The organism is Bacillus sp. WC2503, from assembly GCF_052682895.1.
In genome coordinates this window covers 5,088,290-5,109,264 of sequence record NZ_JBQYMD010000001.1, presented here as the reverse complement: position 1 = coordinate 5,109,264, position 20,975 = coordinate 5,088,290, and the positions used below count along the sequence as shown (strand labels likewise).

The 20,975-nt window shown below is 36.2% G+C and carries 18 protein-coding genes, 2 pseudogenes, 1 riboswitch and 1 other annotated feature; of the genes and pseudogenes, 4 read left to right on the top strand and 16 right to left on the bottom strand.

Annotated features, from left to right (window positions below; all coding sequences use genetic code 11):
* Window positions 1-22: 22 nt before the first annotated feature.
* Together ACUN26_RS26300 and ACUN26_RS26295 are read right to left on the bottom strand one after the other, a co-directional pair.
* Window positions 23-901 carry an ROK family protein gene (locus tag ACUN26_RS26300; RefSeq protein WP_000759854.1) on the bottom strand — a complete coding sequence of 293 codons (879 nt, stop codon included), beginning with the start codon at window positions 899-901 and terminating at the stop codon, window positions 23-25.
* A 62-nt stretch (window positions 902-963) separates the two neighbouring features.
* Window positions 964-4,839 carry an SH3 domain-containing protein gene (locus ACUN26_RS26295; RefSeq protein ID WP_277495995.1) on the bottom strand — a complete coding sequence of 1,292 codons (3,876 nt, stop codon included), beginning with the start codon at window positions 4,837-4,839 and terminating at the stop codon, window positions 964-966.
* A gap of 232 nt (window positions 4,840-5,071) precedes the next feature.
* Between ACUN26_RS26295 and ACUN26_RS26290 the strand changes: the two genes are divergently transcribed.
* Window positions 5,072-6,088 carry an LPXTG cell wall anchor domain-containing protein gene (locus tag ACUN26_RS26290; RefSeq protein WP_061531615.1) on the top strand — a complete coding sequence of 339 codons (1,017 nt, stop codon included), beginning with the start codon at window positions 5,072-5,074 and terminating at the stop codon, window positions 6,086-6,088.
* A gap of 115 nt (window positions 6,089-6,203) precedes the next feature.
* On the opposite strand, the gene proS is transcribed toward ACUN26_RS26290, so the two are convergent.
* Window positions 6,204-7,634, bottom strand: coding sequence for a proline--tRNA ligase (gene proS / locus ACUN26_RS26285; RefSeq protein ID WP_001040988.1), 1,431 nt, complete (start codon window positions 7,632-7,634; stop codon window positions 6,204-6,206).
* 47 nt (window positions 7,635-7,681) lie between these two features.
* Window positions 7,682-7,887 (bottom strand) — a binding site (T-box leader).
* Between the two features lie 93 nt (window positions 7,888-7,980).
* On the bottom strand, window positions 7,981-8,274 hold the full coding sequence (locus tag ACUN26_RS26280; RefSeq protein ID WP_000383863.1) for a YesK-like family protein: 294 nt from the start codon (window positions 8,272-8,274) through the stop codon (window positions 7,981-7,983).
* 153 nt (window positions 8,275-8,427) lie between these two features.
* On the opposite strand from ACUN26_RS26280, the gene ACUN26_RS26275 reads away from it, so the two are divergent.
* Both ACUN26_RS26275 and ACUN26_RS26270 read left to right on the top strand, forming a co-directional pair.
* Window positions 8,428-9,741, top strand: a complete 1,314-nt coding sequence (locus ACUN26_RS26275; protein WP_000356456.1) for an alkaline phosphatase family protein — start codon at window positions 8,428-8,430, stop codon at window positions 9,739-9,741.
* A gap of 107 nt (window positions 9,742-9,848) precedes the next feature.
* On the top strand, window positions 9,849-11,132 hold the full coding sequence (locus ACUN26_RS26270) for an MFS transporter (RefSeq protein WP_000738837.1): 1,284 nt from the start codon (window positions 9,849-9,851) through the stop codon (window positions 11,130-11,132).
* 43 nt (window positions 11,133-11,175) lie between these two features.
* Here the strand turns inward: ACUN26_RS26270 and ACUN26_RS26265 are convergent.
* From ACUN26_RS26265 to ACUN26_RS26230, 8 genes and pseudogenes are all read right to left on the bottom strand, one after another.
* Window positions 11,176-11,484: pseudogene (locus tag ACUN26_RS26265) on the bottom strand (hypothetical protein).
* A gap of 48 nt (window positions 11,485-11,532) precedes the next feature.
* Window positions 11,533-11,784: a helix-turn-helix transcriptional regulator gene (locus ACUN26_RS26260; RefSeq protein ID WP_080001328.1), complete on the bottom strand. Its 252-nt coding sequence runs from the start codon at window positions 11,782-11,784 to the stop codon at window positions 11,533-11,535.
* 56 nt (window positions 11,785-11,840) lie between these two features.
* Window positions 11,841-13,073, bottom strand: coding sequence for an MFS transporter (locus tag ACUN26_RS26255; protein ID WP_000645355.1), 1,233 nt, complete (start codon window positions 13,071-13,073; stop codon window positions 11,841-11,843).
* A gap of 67 nt (window positions 13,074-13,140) precedes the next feature.
* Window positions 13,141-13,722 carry a TetR/AcrR family transcriptional regulator gene (locus ACUN26_RS26250; protein WP_001231936.1) on the bottom strand — a complete coding sequence of 194 codons (582 nt, stop codon included), beginning with the start codon at window positions 13,720-13,722 and terminating at the stop codon, window positions 13,141-13,143.
* Between the two features lie 80 nt (window positions 13,723-13,802).
* Entirely contained in the window at window positions 13,803-13,946 is a 144-nt protein-coding gene (locus tag ACUN26_RS26245; RefSeq protein WP_000532280.1) for a hypothetical protein, read from the bottom strand.
* A 126-nt stretch (window positions 13,947-14,072) separates the two neighbouring features.
* Complete coding sequence (locus ACUN26_RS26240) at window positions 14,073-14,321, bottom strand: hypothetical protein (RefSeq protein ID WP_000394360.1); 249 nt, start codon at window positions 14,319-14,321, stop codon at window positions 14,073-14,075.
* Between the two features lie 12 nt (window positions 14,322-14,333).
* Entirely contained in the window at window positions 14,334-14,648 is a 315-nt protein-coding gene (locus tag ACUN26_RS26235) for a thioredoxin family protein (protein ID WP_001091216.1), read from the bottom strand.
* 15 nt (window positions 14,649-14,663) lie between these two features.
* A pseudogene (locus tag ACUN26_RS26230) lies at window positions 14,664-14,997 on the bottom strand (DnaJ family domain-containing protein).
* A gap of 371 nt (window positions 14,998-15,368) precedes the next feature.
* Here ACUN26_RS26230 and ACUN26_RS26225 point away from each other — a divergent pair.
* Window positions 15,369-17,393, top strand: coding sequence for a glycosyl hydrolase family 18 protein (locus tag ACUN26_RS26225; protein WP_001256711.1), 2,025 nt, complete (start codon window positions 15,369-15,371; stop codon window positions 17,391-17,393).
* 563 nt (window positions 17,394-17,956) lie between these two features.
* Here ACUN26_RS26225 and ACUN26_RS26220 read toward each other — a convergent pair.
* The 4 genes from ACUN26_RS26220 to ACUN26_RS26205 are packed head-to-tail and all read right to left on the bottom strand — an operon-like array spanning window position 17,957 to window position 20,763.
* Window positions 17,957-18,706 carry an ABC transporter ATP-binding protein gene (locus ACUN26_RS26220; RefSeq protein ID WP_000016055.1) on the bottom strand — a complete coding sequence of 250 codons (750 nt, stop codon included), beginning with the start codon at window positions 18,704-18,706 and terminating at the stop codon, window positions 17,957-17,959.
* Window positions 18,703-19,701 (bottom strand): ABC transporter substrate-binding protein, encoded by a 999-nt coding sequence (locus tag ACUN26_RS26215; RefSeq protein WP_000715544.1) that lies wholly within the window; start codon window positions 19,699-19,701, stop codon window positions 18,703-18,705. The genes ACUN26_RS26220 and ACUN26_RS26215 overlap by 4 nt, the downstream gene beginning before the upstream one ends.
* A complete protein-coding gene (locus ACUN26_RS26210) occupies window positions 19,698-20,471 on the bottom strand; it encodes an ABC transporter permease (protein WP_001057166.1) in 774 nt (257 codons plus the stop codon). Before ACUN26_RS26210 ends, ACUN26_RS26215 begins: the two co-directional genes overlap by 4 nt.
* Window positions 20,443-20,763, bottom strand: coding sequence for an MTH1187 family thiamine-binding protein (locus tag ACUN26_RS26205; RefSeq protein WP_000082908.1), 321 nt, complete (start codon window positions 20,761-20,763; stop codon window positions 20,443-20,445). The genes ACUN26_RS26210 and ACUN26_RS26205 overlap by 29 nt, the downstream gene beginning before the upstream one ends.
* 101 nt (window positions 20,764-20,864) lie before the next feature.
* Window positions 20,865-20,966, bottom strand: a riboswitch (TPP riboswitch).
* Between the last annotated feature and the right edge of the window lie 9 nt (window positions 20,967-20,975).

Here is a 20,975-nt window from a genome sequence, read left to right as displayed (position 1 = left end):
TATATGAAAACACCTATATCATTTATTTATATTGATGTAAGAAGTGGTAAATCGAACCAATCACTCCTGCGTGATTACGATTTTGTGCGATTTTAATCTCGCAATTACTATAAATCTCAGGATTTAAATATTTTCGTACCTCTTCCTTTACTTCTTCTAAAAATCGATTACCTCTATTAGTAATCCCTCCACCAATAATAATTACTTTTGGATTGAAGATATAAGCAAGATTACTAATTCCAATGGCTAAATGTTTAAAGAATATTTGAACGGCATGTATAACTTCTTTATCCTTCTGATCATATAATTCAAAAATTTTTTCACCGTTCCAATTCCCGCTACCTTTATACTTCCGCACAAGAGAAATTAACCCTGAAATCGAGGCAACCTCTTCAAATTGTTTCCCTTCGATCAACATATTGCCCCATTCACCAGCACTAAATGAATGACCTCTGTACAGTTTTTTATTAATAACAATAGCTCCCCCTATTCCCGTTCCAAGGGTAAGCATAATGCAATTATTTTCATTTCTTCCAACACCTTGCCACATCTCTCCAAACAAAGCACAATTGACATCATTTTCAATGGATATAGGAACTTTTAATACAGCTTGTAATCTATCAATAATAGGAATACCAGCATAGCGTGGAATATGATCCACGCCGCCAGTTATGATTCCTCTATGAATATCTACAATTCCGGCTGTACTAATACCGATTCCAGAAACAACATGTTCATTCATTAATTGCTCCGCCAAGCTAATAATCTTTTGAACGATTTGTTCCCCACCTAAATGGGCCTCTGTTAATGTAGTTTCGTGATTTAGTAATATCCCAGATTTTGAAATAATCCCATATTTAATCTGTGTACCACCAATATCAAATGCGATATATTTTTTCACACTGTCACTTCCTCTAACATTATGAACTTCACTTTTCTGCATTGAAATGATGATGTTTTCCTTTAATAAGAGTTCACAAGATTTACAGATCCAGCTTTTACGTAGACACTGTTGTATTCTTTATTATCCGAAACAATTTCATAATACGATCCTTGTGGTGTATTAACTGTTTTCTTAATGGCTACCATAATGTTGCGAGATGTCATTCCAGTCTGACCTTCAGCCATACTTTTGAATATCGGAGAACCTGCCGTTAACGTTCCAAGTCGATATTTATTTAAATCTTTACTTCCATTCATTGCATCAATTCTATACATAAGCGAGGCAATTTGCTGTCCCCAATTTTCATCACTTGCATACATGACGTTCATTCCTTGTGCCTTATCTCCTAAGTTTCCACCATTATATGTATTTCCACTTGGATTTAAGTAATGCTTATCTATATATGCCGCACAAAAATCAATACCTTCTTCCCATGTTTTGAATCCAGTTGCACCATTATATGGATCTGAATCTACCGCTCTAAAGCCAAATAAATTTTTCTTATCTTGCGCGATACGACTTGTTCCCCATCCTGATTCTAAAATTGCATGTGACACTAAGTAACCGGCATTCATCTTATATTTCTCTGCTGCACTTACAAAATATTTTCCTAATCCAATAAGTGGACTCTTTGCATTCGATTTACGTAAGAAATTATCAATTTCATCTCCTGTATAAGTAGATGTTGCACGAAGTGGCATATACTCAAAGTATTGATAACTATCTTGTCCTCCAATTTGCTTCTTATCAAAAGCCTCGTAACGCTCTCCTTCTTTTAAATGTTTCGGAGCATTACCAATTTGATACGTTGCATGTTTACCATTTTCCGGATTGTATACATAATGATATAACTTGCCATTTTTAGTTGCATAATACGACGTTTTCTCACCAGTCATTGTCGGATGTAATGTAACATCATTTATATTCACATAACCTGTCATACCATCAATTTGGACATGAATACGATCATCAACAGCTTTTACAAATTTCAGGTCAGCTCCACCCTTTACATATGTGAGCTTTTTACCCGTCGTAATATCATAAATATTAATAACACCATTTGCACGAACGAAACCTTGCTTCATATTTACAACTTTACCGTCACTTTTAATGTAAGCATCTTCTTTCATATTCTGCATAATTTGTGTTGCTTCCGCTTCATTTGGTTTTTGAACCTTTTGTGATGAGGTAACAATTTCATAAGAAGACGAACCTTGTTTAACTTTTAAGAACTGTAACGAAACATACCCCTCTCCGCCATTAAAACGGATTTTTGCCCAGCCATTTTCTTTTCCTATGATCGTAACAGTCTCTCCATTTTTCAAATGACCGACAGCTGCCGCACCTGTTGATGGACCTTTACGTACATTTAATAAAGACGCATTTACAACTGCTCGTTCTTCTGTTACCTGTCCAGGGTTTGTTGGGTTTGTTGGATCTATGGAATCTTTACCAATCGTTATAAACTCTAACGACACATAACCTTCTTTTCCTTGGTAATTGATTTTCGCCCAGCCATTTACTTTTCCTAGTACTGTTACTTTTTCACCATTTTTTAAGTTTCCTAGAACCGAGCTACTTGTATTCGCCGCACTTCTTACTCGGAGACTTGTCGCATTGATCGTTCCTACTTCTTGCGTTCCATTCGTAATGTCTTCCGCTGGCTTTTCTTCTTGTTTTCCTGCTTCTAACTTCACAAACTCTAACGACACATACCCTTCTTTTCCTTGGTAATTGATTTTCGCCCAGCCGTTTGCTTTTCCTAGTACTGTTACTTTTTCACCATTTTTTAAGTTTCCTAGAACCGAGCTACTTGTATTCGCCGCATTTCTTACTCGGAGACTTGTCGCATTGATCGTTCCTACTTCTTGCGTTCCATTCGTAATGTCTTCCGCTGGCTTTTCTTCTTGTTTTCCTGCTTCTAACTTCACAAACTCTAACGACACATACCCTTCTTTTCCTTGGTAATTGATTTTCGCCCAGCCATTTACTTTTCCTAGTACTGTTACTTTTTCACCATTTTTTAAGTTTCCTAGAACCGAGCTACTTGTATTCGCCGCACTTCTTACTCGGAGACTTGTCGCATTGATCGTTCCTACTTCTTGCGTTCCATTCGTAATGTCTTCCGCTGGCTTTTCTTCTTGTTTTCCTGCTTCTAACTTCACAAACTCTAACGACACATACCCTTCTTTTCCTTGGTAATTGATTTTCGCCCAGCCATTTGCTTTCCCTAGTACTGTTACTTTTTCACCATTTTTCAAGTTTCCTAGAACTGAGCTACTTGTATTTGCCGCACTTCTTACTCGGAGACTTGTCGCATTAATCGTTCCTACTTCTTGCGTTCCATTCGTAATGTTTTCCGCTGGCTTTTCTTCTTGTTTTCCTGCTTCTAACTTCACAAACTCTAACGACACATACCCTTCTTTTCCTTGGTAATTGATTTTCGCCCAGCCATTTGCTTTTCCTAGTACTGTTACTTTTTCACCATTTTTTAAGTTTCCTAGAACCGAGCTACTTGTATTTGCCGCACTTCTTACTCGGAGACTTGTCGCATTAATCGTTCCTACTTCTTGCGTTCCATTCGTAATGTTTTCCGCTGGCTTTTCTTCTTGTTTTCCTGCTTCTAACTTCACAAACTCTAACGACACATACCCTTCTTTTCCTTGATAGCTGATTTTCGCCCAGCCATTTGCTTTTCCTAGTACTGTTACTTTTTCACCATTTTTTAAGTTTCCTAGAACCGAGCTACTTGTATTCGCCGCGCTTCTTACTCGGAGACTTGTCGCATTGATCGTTCCTACTTCTTGCGTTCCATTTTTAATCGTTGCATCTGATGTTTTCGGTTGTTCCGGCTTTTTTATCTCTTCTGTGTTGCCATCAATTTTCACAAACTCTAACGATACATACCCTTCTTTTCCTTGATAGCTTATTTTTGCCCAACCATTCGCTTTTCCTAGTACTGTTACTTTTTCACCATTTTTTAGGTTCCCTAAAACCGAGCTACTTGTATTCGCTGCGCTTCTTACTCGGAGACTTGTCGCATTGATCGTTCCTACTTCTTGCGTTCCATTTTTAATCGTTGCATCTGATGTTTTCGGTTGTTCCGGCTTTTTTATCTCTTCTGTGTTGCCATCAATTTTCACAAACTCTAACGATACATACCCTTCTTTTCCTTGATAGCTTATTTTTGCCCAACCATTCGCTTTTCCTAGTACTGTTACTTTTTCACCATTTTTTAGGTTCCCTAAAACCGAGCTACTTGTATTCGCTGCGCTTCTTACTCGTAAGCTTGTTGCATTGATTGTTCCTACTTCTTGTGCTCCATTTTTGATTATTGGTTGCAGTTGCTTTTGGCCAGAAGTGTCAGGTGTTTGAATTGCATCTCCAAATTTTAAAAACTCTAAAGATACATATCCCTCTTTTCCTTTATATTCAATCTTTGCCCAGCCGTTCGCTTTTCCTAATACCGTTACTTTTTCATTTTTTTGAACATAGCCAATCATTGAACTACCTAGAGTTGGACTATTACGTACATTCAAACGAGTTGCCGTAACAATTCCCTCTTCTTTTTGTCCATTATTAATCGTTAATTGTTGTTTTTGTTCAACGTTTGGATTTCCATTCGAAAATCCTAAAAATTGTAATGTGACATACCCCTCTTTTCCATCATGAGAAATTTTAGCCCATTCTTTTTCCTTACTTAAAACTTGTACATTTGTTCCCTTTTTTACTGTTCCTATAACTTTCCCTTGAGTTGTAGGTTGTTCACGTATATTTAAATTTGTTGCATTTACTGTCGCTAAATTATCACTTTCTGCAAAGGCATGCGTCGAAATAAAAGATGTTGCTGTCGCTAGAAATGTACCTGTTATTATTTGTTTTGTTGTTTGTTTCATAATTTTTTATAAGAATATAAGAAATCCTATATTCTTCAGCCCTCCCTTTTTTATTCTTCTTACTATTAATCTTAACATATCATTCCGAAATATTTATTTTGAATATCTAAATATAGCCATAAAATTTGTGAACATCTTATCTATATAGTTTTTTGCATAAAACTATATCTCCTATGAAATATTACAAAGGGATGTATTTTAGATGGAATATTAATTTTTCAGGAGGAAAACAATGACGAAAATCTTCATTTTAGCATCAACACTTTCTTTATCTTTTTTTAGCGGCTTGAATATCGGTAATGCAGCCACGGAAAACTTCTCTCCAACAAACGCTATTGTACAAAACAGCGATCATTTAGCAGAAGGAAACTCAAAAGATAATAATAAACCTCCAGGAAGCAACGGTTCTGGTGGTAGCGGTTCTGATGACAGCGGTTCTGGTGGCAGTGGTTCTGGTGGTAACGGTTCTGGTGGCAGCGGCTCTGATGGCAGTGGTTCTGGTGGTAACGGTTCTGGTGGCAGCGGCTCTGATGGCAGTGGTTCTGGTGGCAGCGGCTCTGGTAGCAACGGTTCTGGTGGTAGCGGCTCTGGTGACAGCGGCTCTGATGGCAGTGGTTCTGGTGGCAGTGGTTCTGGTGGTAACGGTTCTGGTGGCAGCGGCTCTGATGGCAACGGTTCTGGCGGTAGCGGTTCTGGTGACAACGGTTCTGATGGCAATGGTTCCGGTGGCAACGGTTCTGATGGCAGTGGTTCCGGTGGCAACGGTTCTGATGGCAGTGGTTCCGGTGGCAGTGGTTCTGGTGGCAACGGTTCTGGTGGCAACGGTTCTGGTGGCAGTGGTTCTGGTGGCAACGGTTCTGGTGGCAGCGGCTCTGATGGTAATGGTTCTGGTGGCAACGGTTCTGGCGGTAGCGGTTCTGGTGGCAACGGTTCTGGTGGCAACGGTTCTGGTGGCAACGGTTCTGGTGGCAGTGGCTCTGATGGCAGTGGTTCTGGTGGCAGTGGTTCTGGTGGCAACGGTTCTGGTGGCAGCGGCTCTGGTAGCAACGATTCTGGTGGCAACGGTTCTGGTGGCAATCGAGTTAAGGGCGATAGCAGTTCACAAGGTGGTAACGTAAAAGATAATGCGACAAAACAAGGTGATAAGTTACCTAATACTGCAGCACATTATCCTGCATCTATTTTAATAGGACTTTCAACATTCCTAATTGGTATGTTATTGTTTATTCGCCGTAAAAATGCAAAATAAAGACCAACATCCTTCCATCTAAAAAATACATGAAACCAATATAAAACTAAAAAGGGCTTTGGATTGCAGTTTATTATGCAACCCAAAGTCCTTTTGGCATCTATCAGAAAGCGTATTAATATGCTTTTCCCCAATAGACCATGTGCTTTGCTTCTTTACTACAGCAAATACATTCGTCAGCTAAATGTTCTTGCTCAAAAGGCATACAACGTGAAGATACTCCAACTTCTTCTTTTAATTTCTCTTCACAAGCTAGTTCTCCACACCACATCGCCTTAATAAACCCTTGCTTTTCATCAGCTGCTTTTTTCATCTCTTCGAAATTCGTCACACTATACGTATTCTCATCGCGAAATACTTTTGCTTTATTAAATAAAGAATGATGAATTTCCTCCAGTAATGATAGAATGCGTTCTTCTAATTGATCCATTGATATACATTCTTTTTCTTTCGTATCTCTTCTTACAAGTACAACTTGATTCTTTTCAATATCCTTTGGACCCACTTCTAATCGAATTGGAATTCCCTTCATTTCATACTCATTAAATTTCCAGCCTGGTGTTTTAGTGCTAGCATCTATTTTTACACGCGCAACCTTCTGAATACGTCCTTGTAACTCTGTTGCTTTTTCTAACACACCTTCTTTATGCTGAGCAATAGGTACAATAACAACTTGTACTGGAGCGACTTTTGGCGGCATTACAAGTCCGTTATTATCACTATGGACCATAATAAGTCCACCTATCATTCTCGTTGATACACCCCACGAAGTTTGGTGTACATATTGCCACTTACCGTTACGATCTAAAAACTTAATATCAAATGCTTCAGAGAAATTCGTTCCAAAGTTATGAGATGTTCCTGTTTGAAGTGCTTTTCCATCATGCATTAAACTTTCAATCGTATAAGTTGCCTTCGCTCCCGCAAACTTTTCTTTTTCTGTTTTTTGTCCTTTAATGACTGGTATCGCTAAGTATTCCTCGCAGAAAGAGGCATACAGATTTAAAATATTTAACGTTTCAGCTTGCGATTCTTCTGCCGTTTCATGAATCGTATGGCCTTCTTGCCATAAAAATTCAGTTGTACGAAGGAATGGTCTCGTTGTCTTTTCCCAACGAACTACTGAACACCACTGATTATATAACTTTGGTAAATCATTATATGATTGAACAATCTTTGAGAAATGCTCACAGAATAAAGTTTCCGATGTAGGACGTACACAAAGTCTTTCCGCTAACTTTTCATCCCCGCCATGCGTAACCCATGCTACTTCAGGAGCAAATCCTTCAACATGATCCTTCTCTTTTTGCAATAAACTCTCTGGGATAAACATTGGCATATACACATTCTCATGACCAGTTTCCTTTAACTTTTCATCCATCACTTTCTGCATATTCTCCCATAAGGCATAACCGTACGGACGCAGAATCATACACCCTTTTACACTTGAATAGTCAACAAGTTCAGCTTTTTTTACAATATCGGTATACCACTGCGCAAAGTCCTCTTCCATCTTCGTAATGGCTTGCACTTGTTCTTTTGCCATAGTCAGTCTTCCTCCTTTTAGAAAATACAAAAAAGCCCGCGCCCCTAAATAGGGACCGAGCTTTGCCGGCGTTACCACCCTGATTCATACACAAAAATTGTATATGCTCTCTTTTTGATAACGGGAATTTCCCGCTGCATATGCAGAACTCAAAGGTAGGTTCCATATCGCCCTTTAAGAATCTTTCAGCCAAACGGATTCTCTCTCTGCAAAAAAGGTTGGACATGTACTAGTCCTTTTTCAGCGTTATAACGAAATAAATTTGTTGATTATCATAATACAAATTCTTTTTTAAAACAATAGCTAATTTTCTTATTTTTATATATTCTTTTCATTTTTTGTAGTTTTATACGTAGCTCTTTCGAACGATTTTCACAAGTTGATGTGCAACCATACCGATAAGTGTACCAAGTAGAACGAAGAAACAAATAAATCCATATCCCATTCCTTCCCACCCACCAATAGCTATCATTGTTACAGGAAAGAAAGCTAAACAAAGAAGTACTAAACTAAGTGAAAATATAATATCAAACTGTTTGTCTGGAAAACGTTTCTTTAGTAAATATGAAATAGCAAATACTAGGAGAATCGTGATTCCACCAATGATGTAAAAAATACCAAATCCATCTAGCCAGTCCATAGTATTCCCTCCTTTCATTCAATCCCTTATACTTATTATATGTTTAATTTTTCTGAAAATAAATAATAAATTTTATTCAGAAACATATTTTTATTACTAGGTATTAATAGTAATATATAAGAATAGGTTTTATATAATTAGGAGGATTACTTTATGGATAAAGCATTAACTAATCGTGTCATTATTTTATCATTCGACTGTTTATCAGCTTTAGATTTTCCTATACTACAAAAATTACCTAACTTCCAATCTCTAATAAAAAAGGGCGCGGTTGTAGAAAAAGTAGAACCAATTTATCCTTCTGTAACATATCCAAGCCACTCAACAATCGTTACTGGAAACTACCCTAATAAACATGGTGTTGTTACCAATACTTTACTTCAACCAGGACGTGAATCACCAGATTGGCATTGGTACCGAAAATCGATAAAAGGAACAACATTATATGATGAAGCACGCAAAGCAAATTTAACGACAGCAGCCCTTCTTTGGCCTGTTACTGGAAGAGCAAACATTGATTACAATTTACCGGAAATCTTTCCAAATAGACCGTGGCAAAATCAAATTTTAGTTTCATTATTTAGCGGTAGCCCGCTATACCAATTAGATTTAAATCGACGGTTCGGTCATATACGAAATGGATTATCACAACCTGAACTCGATGATTTCGTTCTTGCTTCTGCTGTACATACAATCCTTACAAAAAGGCCTAATGTCATGTTTGTGCATTTCACTGATTTAGACACACAAAGACACTATCATGGCTTTGAATCTAACGAAACAATAGCAGCTATCCATAGGCACGACGAACGTCTAGGAAAAATTATTCATGCATTAAAAGAAAGTGGAATATACGAAGAAAGTACAATTATTGCCCTTGGTGATCATAGCGCTTTAAGTGAAAACAAATCAATTCAATTAAATGTGCTATTCCATCAAAAAGAGCTTATATCTCTAAATAAAGAAGGTAAATTAGTAGACTGGAAGGCCTACTGTCAAAGTTGCGACGGTTCTGCCTATGTATATGTGAAAGACAAAAACGATACGGATACCATTCGGGAAGTACAACTACTTCTTGAAGAACTGCTTCAAAATAAACAAAATGGCATTGAATTTATACTTCATGATGAAGCGGCGAAAGAATCCGGTGCAGATGGTAATTGTTTATTTATGTTGGAAGCACAAGAGGGGTATTATTTCACTGAAAATTATACCGGTGATTTTATAAAAGAAATTACTAAAAAAGATGTTACTTCTAGTAAAAAATATACATTTGGAACTCATGGTTACTCCCCAACAAAGCCTAACTATGAAACAATTTTTATCGCTGCTGGAAAAGGTATTCAAAGTGGCGTTACAATCCCGTATATGAGACTTATTGATGAAGGTCCGACTATCGCAAGATTACTCGGTTTGCACTTAGGCGAAACAGACGGATCCATTATAAAGGATTTACTACAATTGTAAAGAACTGTGTATATATGTAAAAGTTATGTAAAAATCATCACTGTTTCTCTTTTTATAATTTTTATTTTTGTACACTGTTAGTAGAACAATTTAAGGGGGAACATTATATGAAAAAAATGTCCAGACAAGAAAAAAGCTGGATATTATATGATTGGGCGAATTCGGTATATTCGCTCGTCATTACAACTGCACTATTCCCAATTTACTTTAAAGCAGCTGCAAAAGAAGCTGGACTATCTGGTGCAACTTCAACAGCATATTGGGGATATGCAAACTCATTCGCTACACTTTTAATTTCTATACTTGCTCCTATTCTCGGCACAGTTGCTGATTATAAAGGGTTTAAAAAACGATTTTTCACATTCTTCTTTGGACTCGGCATCGTATTTACAAGTATGCTAGCAGTCGTCCCAACATCCCAGTGGTACTTATTACTAGGTTGCTATATGCTAGCACTAGTCGGTTTTGCTGGAGCAAACATTTTTTATGATGCATTTTTAGTAGATGTTACCTCTAAAGATAGAATGGATCGAATTTCTACACGAGGCTTTGCATTAGGCTATATTGGGAGCACAATTCCTTTTATCGGTTGTATCGCTCTTATTATTCTTGCTCAAAAAGGCACTATCCCTTTATCAGTCGGCATTGCCAGTCAAATTTCATTCGCAATAACAGCTCTTTGGTGGGGATTATTTACAATTCCAATGCTAAAAAACGTAGAGCAAACACATTATATTGAACGCCATCCAAGACCAATTGCAATGAGCTTCAAACGCCTTGCTGATACTTTTAAAAATATTAAAGAATATAAAACAGTCTTTATGTTCCTAATCGCCTATTTCTTCTACATTGACGGGGTCGATACAATTATTACTATGTCTACCGCTTACGGAACAGATCTCGGTATTAGTGCAACGAATCTATTAATCATCTTATTTGTCACACAAATTGTAGCTTGTCCATTCGCTTTATTATACGGAAAATTATCAGAAACATTTACAGGGAAAAAAATGCTATATGTTGGTATTATTATTTATATCATCATTTGCACATATGCTTATTTCTTAAAAACGACACTCGATTTCTGGATTTTAGCAATGTTAGTTGCCACTTCTCAAGGTGGTATTCAAGCACTTAGTCGTTCCTATTTTGCAAAACTAGTACCTAAAGAATCGGCAAATGAATTCTTCGGATTTTATAATATATTTGGCAAGTTTGCCGCGATCATGGGTCCAGTATTAGTCGGTGTTACAACGCAATTAACGGGAAAAACAAACGCTGGTGTCCTTAGTATTATCGTATTGTTTATTATAGGTGGATTCTTATTAACTAGAGTTCCTGAAAATGATACACCCGTTACACCACCTAATCCGAAAACTAAAACGCTATAAAAAGAAGATCCCCTTCACACAAGAAGAGGATCTTTCTTTATTTTTAACGATAACGCTTTACAAGTAAAAACTCTACAGCTGGCTTTACAACTCTAGCGGCACATAACGTAAGTAAAAGCGGTACATCATGAAAATCTATCCATTTATTAAAACCTACCGATGCGAAAAAAAAACAAAAAATAAATACAATGCGTACATAATATGTAACATTTGCACTTGTTTTTCATACATGTTTTTCTAAATCTTTCTTCTCCTCATTTGCCCTTCAACATTATGCGATGCTACAAATAAATAGTGCATACCAGTTTACTTGAAGTTCAATTAACCAATAGTAAAGTGCAAATGCTAGCATACTTATAACTACTAATGTCGTAACTAAAAGACTTATTTTCTCTTTCCCCTACAGCTTATACAAAAATAGTTTATCAACAGTTGTTCCCAATACTTCCGCTAAACGAAAAGCTAACGCTAAGCTTGGATCATATTTATTATTCTCAATTGCATTTATCGTCTGTCTTGATACGCTACACTTATCAGCTAATGCACCTTGTGAAATATTATTTTCAGTGCGTAATTCATAAATTTGATTTTTCACATCTTTTCTCCTAACATGTAAAATCGTTTTTACAACATTAGTATATAATCGGTACATTTCATTGTCAAAAGACTGCCACAAGAAAAGGGAGCAATTCTGCTCCCTTACAATGGTTATTTCGAGGCTAACGAATTTGTTAGTTCCTCTTTATTAGCGACATCTTCTTTATTTATTTGCATGCGTAGAGCTGGTCCAATCGCTAATAAAATAAGTGACATCGCTATACAAAATACAATAACTAATGAAGTCATTTCCTTCAATCCTCCAGCTAGTGATGTTCCAATTAACATTGCCCCCATAAACATTGGTAAAATGGTTCCATTCACTCTTCCAATCATATTTGCTGGTACAAGTTGAATCATAAGCGTACCGACAACGATATTAACACAAGCTAAACAAATACCTGTTCCAAATCGCATCAAACTAGTAATCCAAAATGATGTGGACAACCCTTCGACTAAAAATGAGATTGCTAATATACTCATACCAAATACAAACATCTTTTTCGGATTTACTTTTGAAGCGAAAACCGCAGCAACAATACCACCGATTAGCATACCTATTCCATCCGCTGCTGCTAAATATTGAACTGCTTCCTTTTCCATTCCAAGACGTTCTATTACAAGAAACACCTCTAATGGATTCGTTAATCCAACAGCTAAGCCCATAATTGTGAAAGTGATCGTAATCATACGTAAATTTTTCGTATGAAGAACGTATTTCCATCCTTCTTTTATATCATTTTTTAATGATCCCTTCACTGCTTGCTCTTGTTCAATCCATTTCGGTAAAAATGAAAGGGCGATAGCAGATAATAAAAATAAAATGATTAAACTATATAGTGACGTAAATAAACCAAGTTGTGTATACACAAGCGATCCTACAACTGGTCCGAAAATCATAAACAATGACTGTAATGTTTGGTTAAATGCAATCGCATTTGCTACCTGTTCTTCCTTTACATAGCGCTTAAATATGCGTGAAGATGAAGGCTGAGAAAACTGACCTACAATTGCGGAAACGAGTGTCGCAAAAAATATTGCCTGCCAGTAATCAATCTTTAACAATAAAACAATCCCTATAATAGACAGTACACTTAACACATCCCCAGCAACCATTGTTCTTTTCGGGTTCCAGCGATCTGCTAACGCGCCACCAATGAAAGAAAAAATAAAAATAGGTGCATATTCCATGACCGATAATAGTGACACTGAAACTGGATCATTATTCGTCCGCTCCATTATGAAATACAATAGGGCCATATTTCTTATCCAAATCGCAAATTGTTGTAAAATATCGGATGCCATAACGAGCATAAATGCTCGATTTTTAAATAAAGCTTTCATTTCCGCTCCTCCTTTTATAAACCGACCATTCGGTCTAATTTGTTTTAAAAGAAAAGCCGCTGACTTATTATTCAGCTGCCATCCCTTTTAACAATACATCTATTGCCTTTTTATAAACTCGCTTTAACTCGTTATAATCTAGCTCATAGTAAAGCACTCCAAGCCCTGATAATAAGCCATGTACAATATACATCAAATCGCGCGCATTTTCTTCACGAAACTCTCCAGACTGTATACCTGTTTCGATTAATCTCTCAAACATAACATATGATTCTCTAGTTAAAGCTAATAATTCATCTAGAACCTCTTTGCTCACAACTTGGCTCATAGAAAATTCCTCTATTGCACTCGAAATAGGTTGTTGTATATCCTCTACATAATATTCTGCGAGACCATATAATTTTTCAATACTAGTACTATACAACTTCTCTTTTTCATTCCATTTTTCAAGCCAATCATACGTATGCTGTTTTACTACAAATAAAAATAATTCTTCTTTACTTTTAAAATGGTAATAAATACTCCCTTTACTTCGCTCTGTAATTTCACAAATATCTTCCATAGATGTGGCTGCATAGCCTTTTTGTGAAAACAGATTTTCTGCTTTGTATGCAATTTCCTTCTTTATCTCTTCTGCGCTTTTTCTCATACTCACACCTCTTTAAACCGACCGTTCAGTCTAATGATAACAAATGAAAAACCTCTTTCGCAAGAGGCTATATTCCTTATTTACGAAAACGTACTTTCAAACCAAGTTCGGATCATATGTATTGTTCCAAATTTAAATCCAAGTTTAACAAGAAATACACCTCCAGCAACTAATAAAAACAATGCTACTTTCCCTTTATTTTTCACTTTCGGTTCCCTTCCCATTTCCATTCTCCTTATCATGTTAAAAATATTAAACAAACGTTTATTTAACTGTTAGTGTGCGTATGTAAGCCAACTAATCAAACGTTTGTTTAAAAAAGAAATACGCCTATATAAGGCGTATTCTTATCAATCACCGCCACCACCGCAACTACCTCCACTATCTCCTCCAAAAGACCCTCCACAGTCATGTGAACTGCTATCATGTGAGCTGTCATTATTATCAGATCCAGCAAAGAAAAAAAGCGGTGATGAGTTATTAGACGAATTATGTATGTTATTTTGTTTCGTAAGGTTTACTTTCTTTTTGTTTGATCGAACAGCTATTACAATTATTCCAATGACAACAAATAATAGTATGACAATAATAAATTCCATATAAAAACCTCCCTAATTCTCGAATAATTGAATGGTTCTCTCTAAATTTTCAAGTGAAATAAAGCGCGATTCACGAAGGATCTCTTTTCCATTATGAAATAACAAAATTGTCGGCCCTGTAAATACTGCATATCGCCCCGCAACTTCTTGCATGTCTTGTAGTAATATCTCTATTTTCTCTACGTAATCATAATTCTCTAATACGTAATTTACTTTCCTTAACATGACATCACAAACACCACAATTTTCTGTTTTAATAAATAGAAGTACTAATTGCTGTTCTTCAATATATGTTGCTAATTCTTCTATCGTTTCAAATGTATTCATCTTATCCCTCTTAACTTAATTTAAGAAATGCTGAACTATCTTTCTCTTTTCCATTACCTGCTGAAAACACAACGTTTTTGCTGTTAACCCTTCTTGTAATTTTTTCCTCTCTACTTCATCATAACAGCAAGCAATTAAATCTTCTATTTTTAATATATCTTTTGTAATTCCATTTCTGCTGGAATCATTCCCGCATTTTTTAAATTTTATAGCTCATCCTTAACTCTAGAGGTACCATTAAAAGATCTTCTAATTGTAGTGGTTTTCCTTTTCTCGAAATATAATCCAGATCACCATTCCAGATTGCTTGTCGAACCTTTTCTTCAGCAATGTTCAAAAACACATCCACACTATCCTCTCACTTACATATTTTTACTATTATTTTATATGAAATTTCACCATCTTACCACACCATTACAAGTTGACTTCATACAATTTTTTCTCAAATTTATTTATAATAAGCTATTTTCTTCCTCACCGGTCTTTCATTTTCATATGCAGTTTGTATTAAAGCCTTTTTGTATTGAGAAAGTCTTTCTTCATACAATAAAGCGTTTACACTAAATCTTACATTTGTTACGATTTAATCACCCCAGCTCCCTTGTATAGACTTCGTGATGTCTGATCATTTTTATCTAGACGTTTCATACGTCTAGATTCACTTTGATTTATCGGCAAATGCCTTTAAATATATCTTTTACCTTGAAAGGGGAAATGACTATGAGGTCAAAAAAATTCACATTACTATTGCTATCTCTACTACTCTTCTTACCTCTTTTTCTCGCAAATTTTATTACTCCAAATCTCGCATCAGCAAATTCACCAACGCAAAACCAAAAAATTATTGGGTACTTTCCTTCGTGGGGCATCTACGGACGTAATTATCAAGTTGCAGACATCGATGCATCAAAGCTCACTCATTTAAACTATGCGTTTGCTGATATTTGCTGGAATGGAAAACATGGAAATCCTTCTACACATCCCGATAATCCAAATAAACAAACATGGAACTGTAAAGAATCTGGTGTACCGTTGCAAAATAAAGAAGTTCCTAATGGTACTCTCGTATTAGGTGAGCCCTGGGCTGATGTCACAAAATCTTATCCAGGATCAGGTACAACTTGGGAAGATTGTGATAAATATGCCCGTTGTGGCAACTTCGGAGAATTAAAACGACTAAAAGCTAAATACCCTCATTTAAAAACCATTATTTCCGTCGGAGGCTGGACTTGGTCTAATCGATTTTCTGATATGGCAGCTGATGAAAAAACTAGAAAAGTATTCGCAGAATCAACAGTCGATTTCCTACGTGCATACGGATTTGACGGCGTCGATTTAGACTGGGAATATCCAGGTGTTGAAACGATTCCTGGTGGTAGTTACCGTCCTGAAGATAAACAAAATTTCACGCTCCTTCTTCAAGATGTCCGAAATGCTTTAAATAAAGCCGGTACTGAAGATGGAAAACAATATTTATTAACAATTGCTTCAGGGGCAAGTCAACGTTATGCCGATCATACAGAGTTAAAGAAAATCTCTCAAATACTCGATTGGATTAATATTATGACATATGATTTCCACGGCGGTTGGGAAGCAACTTCTAACCATAATGCCGCATTATATAAAGATCCGAATGATCCAGCAGCTGATACGAAATTTTACGTAGATGGAGCTATTGACGTTTATAAAAATGAAGGTGTACCAGCTGATAAACTCGTATTAGGCGTACCATTTTACGGACGTGGTTGGAAAAGTTGTGGAAAAGATAATAATGGGCAATATCAACCATGTAAACCAGGTAGTGATGGCAAACTAGCATCTAAAGGTACTTGGGATGATTATTCTACTGGTGATACGGGTGTTTATGATTACGGTGATTTAGCAGCGAATTACGTAAACAAAAATGGTTTTGTACGCTATTGGAATGATACAGCTAAAGTACCTTATTTATACAATGCTACTACAGGCACATTTATTAGCTACGATGACAATGAATCTATGAAATATAAAACAGATTATATAAAAACGAAAGGTTTAAGTGGGGCAATGTTTTGGGAACTTAGTGGTGACTGTCGCACAAGTCCAAAATATAGCTGTAGTGGTCCAAAATTGCTTGATACGTTAGTAACCGAATTACTTGGTGGACCTATCAGTCAAAAAGATACTGAATCACCAACGAACGTAAAAAACATTGTGGTTACTAATAAAACCTCAAGCTCAGTCCAATTAAGCTGGACTGCATCTACTGATAATGTAGGAGTTACTGAGTATGAAGTTACTGCTGGGGAAGAAAAATGGAGTACAACATCAAATAGCATTACAATTAAAAATTTGAAACCTAATACGGAATACACTTTTTCAATACTAGCAAAGGACGCTACCGGGAATAAATCACAACCTAATTCTATTATTGTAAAAACTGATGATGCTAACACAACACCTCCTGATGGTAATGGTAAGGCTACATTTTCAGTTACTTCAAATTGGGGAAGTGGCTATAACTTCTCAATTGTAATTAAAAATAACGGCACAAGCCCTATTAAAAACTGGAAGTTAGAATTTGATTATAACGGCAATTTAACACAAGTTTGGGATTCTAAAATTAGTAGTAAAACAAACAATCATTATGTAATTACAAATGCCGGATGGAACGGTGAAATTCCTCCTGGTGGATTCATTACAATAGGAGGTGCAGGAACAGGTAACCCTGCCGAACTTTTAAATGCCGTTATTAGCGAAAACTAGACGTAACATTCTTTAATTGTTTCATTAAAGTTTGAATTTAGGTTTGAATAATCTTTCCTAAATTCAAACTTTTAATTTTGCGAAAAATCACAAATCAAAATTACAATAACCTATTATAATTATATTTAGTTTTCAATATGAAGTTTGCGTGAAGTTCATCTGAATTTTACATGAATTTCCTTTAATTTCTATTGTCTTCCCATACTAATCACCTTATTCTTTATATATAGGAATAATTTTCATTCCATTTCAAGCTATCTATATATACAAAAAGATAGTTGCCTATTAGGGAAAGGCGTCTAATATTATTATAAATATAAACATAATCGCAGAAAAAGCACGCTTATAAGCGCACCATAAGAGTGCTTCTTCATACAATTCTCATGTAAGAGTTCTCGAAAATCATGTTAATCACAAAGAAAAGGCCGTAGCTTATATAAGCTACGGCCTTTTCTTTGTGATTATTTTTAAACGTTCCATTCTTCGATATTCCATACTTTCGTTATCCACGTTTCATAGAAAGAAGCTCATGTGAAACGATTAAAACTGTTAAAAGACTTTTTCTATTTTTTCATATAAGGAGCTAATACACTTAAAATTTCTTCCTTATCCTTCTTTAACTCCAATGATGTTAACATATCCATCGTTCGAGGACGAGGTAATTTCACTTGCACTTCACCAACTATTGATGCTGGTCTTTGAGATAAAATAAATACGCGATCAGAAAGTAAAATTGCTTCATCTAAGTCGTGTGTAACCATAACAATTGTTTGCTTTTCTTGATGCCAAGAATTTAAAAGCCAACTGTGTACTTCCATTTTTGTAAATGCATCTAATTTTCCAAAAGGCTCATCAAGTAGCATAATTGGCTTCTCACATAAGTATGTACGAAGAAAGCTAATTCTTTGGCGCATACCACCAGATAATGCATCAGGATAATGATCCGCATATTCATCTAACTCAAACTGCTTTAATGCTTCCATTCCTTCTGTTAACCTTTGTTTTTTAGATTTCCCCTCAATTTCTAATGGAAGAACAATATTTTGTAAAGCCGATCGCCACGGTAATAATAAATCTTGTTGTGGCATATAGCTTACAACATCTTGTTTTCTCACATGTTCCTCATTATAAAATACCTCTCCACTCGTTGGCTCTTCAACACTCGCAATCATATTTAACAATGTGCTTTTCCCACAACCACTTGGACCGACAAAAGAGACAAACTCTCCCTCCTGTATAGAGGCACTAATATTTGCTAATACATTCTTTCCATCGAAAGATTTCACAATATCTTTTATTTGTAATCCGCTCATTTTTCACTTGGAAGGAATTCATTTGTAAAAGCATCTTTTACATCAATTTTCTTTTTAATAACTTTGTTGTCGTATAAGAAATTCATGTAATTCGTCCAAACTTCTTCCTTCTGTACTCCCCACGCTTTTGCATCATCTTGATACTTCGTACTTAACCACTTTTGACTTTCTTGTACTAATTCCTTATTCACATCTGGAACAGCTTTAATTAAAATATCAGCAGCTTCTTTCGGCTCTTTAATTGCAAAATTATAACCTTCTGTCGTTGCAGTCATAAACTTTTTCACGAAGTCTTTATCTTGCTTCGTATGTTTTTCACTCGTAATAATAACAGGACTATAGAAATCAAGCGCTGGATCTAAGTCTTTCACCATAATCGTATTTAACTCTTTTCCTTGACGCTTCGCTTCAATGCCATCCCATCCATAATAAATCCATTCAAAGTCCGCATCACGACCGATTGATTTGAAGAAGTCTGTTTGTCCTAAGATAATTTTTTCGACTTTATTAAAATCAGCTTGATGTTTCTCCATAATTGTTTTTAACGTTGCTTCTTCTGCTGGTCCTCCCCAGCCACCATAACGTTTACCTTCAAAGTCTTTCGGTGACGTCATATTATCTTTTTTTAGTGATGCAAAAGCAGAGGTATTATGCTGAATAATTGCACCAACAGAAACAACTGGGATTCCTTCAACACGAGCTAATGTTACATTTTCCTGTGCGCTTATCGCAAAATCTGCTTTCCCAGAAGCAATCATCTGCTCTGCTGTGACATTATCACCAGGCTGGATAATTTCTACATCAAGCCCTTGTTTTTTGTAATAGTCTTTCGTTTTCGCTACATATAAGCCAGTATGATTCGTATTTGGAAACCAATCTAAAACAACTTTTACTTTTTTATCTTTACTTGCACTTTCTTCTTTCTTCGCCGGATTACACCCAGCCACACTTACTGCTAATAAAGCAGCTAACATAATTTTTAAACCTTTTTTCATTTTCTGCCGTCCTTTCTATATATCCATGGTGCTGTTATTCTTGCCATAAACTCCACGATAAAATACAGGCATAATGTCACCATGACGATAATTGCTGCAACACCAAATACTCGAGCAGTTAAAAAGGATTTTGTAGCTCTCGTAAGCATAACCCCTAACCCTTCACTTGCACCGAGCCATTCTCCGATAATTGCCCCCATCACGCTATATGTAACTGCAATTTTTAAACCCGAGAAAAAGTATGGGAGCACTGCCGGAAACTTTACTTTCTGGTAAACTTGCCATTTCGTTGCTTTCATTGTTTGCAACAATTTCAACATATTTTTATCTACAGTTTGAAAACCTTCTAAAATACTAAGCGCAATTGGGAAGAAACAAACGAGTATGACGACCATTACTTTCGGCAACATCCCATATCCAAACCAAATAATAAATAACGGTGCAAGTACAACGATTGGAATTGTTTGCGAAATAACGAGCAACGGATTTATTAAAATACGAAATAAAGGTATCACGTCCATAATAATTGCAATACTCGTCCCAAGTAAAATCGCAAAAAATAGTCCGATTATAACTTCCTGCAGTGTTTGCATCGTATTTGGTAATAGTAAATCCTTCATTCCAATTAATTCTTGAACAATGGCAGAAGGCTTTGGTAAAATCCACGGTTCGATTTTAAATAATGAAACAGATCCTTCCCATATCGCAATGAGAAGGATAAGCCAAATTGTTGTAATAAGTTTAGATTGCTTCTGGTTTTGCATATTCATCACGGTACTTCCAAACCTTTTCATCTATCGTTACACCAGTGCTTGGACGATAATGGATTTTAATAGAAGTAATCACTTCTTCAGCTCCAGCATCGACGCAAGCTTGCTGCGCACGTTTCACGACATCAAGAAGTACATCTAATTCTCCTTCCAACGTTGTTTCCATTGCTCCTACTTCATAACGAACTCCCGATTGTTGTATAACTTCAATTGCTCTATCAACAACAGAATATACATCTTTTGTTTTTGCTTGCGGTACTACTGAAAATGACATTGTAACTTGTTGTGACATAATAAAATCCCCCTTATAAAATATGTTTCCAAAAAAAGAAAAGGCTTTCCTACCATGTAGGAAAGCCTTGTATACAAGTTATTCTATAATAACTTATGCTACATCACTTTAAAGTAACTCCCTACGCTGGCATTATCCAGATCAGGTTGAGGGTCGATGTATACTTACATCCTCTCAGCCAATTGGCTCCCCGGTTCTTAATTCGTTCTCAT

Coding starts and splice junctions, on each gene's coding strand:
- ACUN26_RS26210 (WP_001057166.1), bottom strand. CDS start 20,471: ATGAATATGCAAAACCAGAAGCAATCTAAACTTATTACAACAATTTGG.
- ACUN26_RS26260 (WP_080001328.1), bottom strand. CDS start 11,784: ATGTACCGATTATATACTAATGTTGTAAAAACGATTTTACATGTTAGG.
- ACUN26_RS26240 (WP_000394360.1), bottom strand. CDS start 14,321: ATGGAATTTATTATTGTCATACTATTATTTGTTGTCATTGGAATAATT.
- ACUN26_RS26235 (WP_001091216.1), bottom strand. CDS start 14,648: ATGAATACATTTGAAACGATAGAAGAATTAGCAACATATATTGAAGAA.
- ACUN26_RS26250 (WP_001231936.1), bottom strand. CDS start 13,722: ATGAGAAAAAGCGCAGAAGAGATAAAGAAGGAAATTGCATACAAAGCA.
- ACUN26_RS26215 (WP_000715544.1), bottom strand. CDS start 19,701: ATGAAAAAAGGTTTAAAAATTATGTTAGCTGCTTTATTAGCAGTAAGT.
- ACUN26_RS26255 (WP_000645355.1), bottom strand. CDS start 13,073: ATGAAAGCTTTATTTAAAAATCGAGCATTTATGCTCGTTATGGCATCC.
- ACUN26_RS26270 (WP_000738837.1), top strand. CDS start 9,849: ATGAAAAAAATGTCCAGACAAGAAAAAAGCTGGATATTATATGATTGG.
- ACUN26_RS26280 (WP_000383863.1), bottom strand. CDS start 8,274: ATGGACTGGCTAGATGGATTTGGTATTTTTTACATCATTGGTGGAATC.
- ACUN26_RS26295 (WP_277495995.1), bottom strand. CDS start 4,839: ATGAAACAAACAACAAAACAAATAATAACAGGTACATTTCTAGCGACA.
- ACUN26_RS26225 (WP_001256711.1), top strand. CDS start 15,369: ATGAGGTCAAAAAAATTCACATTACTATTGCTATCTCTACTACTCTTC.
- proS (WP_001040988.1), bottom strand. CDS start 7,634: ATGGCAAAAGAACAAGTGCAAGCCATTACGAAGATGGAAGAGGACTTT.
- ACUN26_RS26220 (WP_000016055.1), bottom strand. CDS start 18,706: ATGAGCGGATTACAAATAAAAGATATTGTGAAATCTTTCGATGGAAAG.
- ACUN26_RS26205 (WP_000082908.1), bottom strand. CDS start 20,763: ATGTCACAACAAGTTACAATGTCATTTTCAGTAGTACCGCAAGCAAAA.
- ACUN26_RS26245 (WP_000532280.1), bottom strand. CDS start 13,946: ATGGGAAGGGAACCGAAAGTGAAAAATAAAGGGAAAGTAGCATTGTTT.
- ACUN26_RS26290 (WP_061531615.1), top strand. CDS start 5,072: ATGACGAAAATCTTCATTTTAGCATCAACACTTTCTTTATCTTTTTTT.
- ACUN26_RS26275 (WP_000356456.1), top strand. CDS start 8,428: ATGGATAAAGCATTAACTAATCGTGTCATTATTTTATCATTCGACTGT.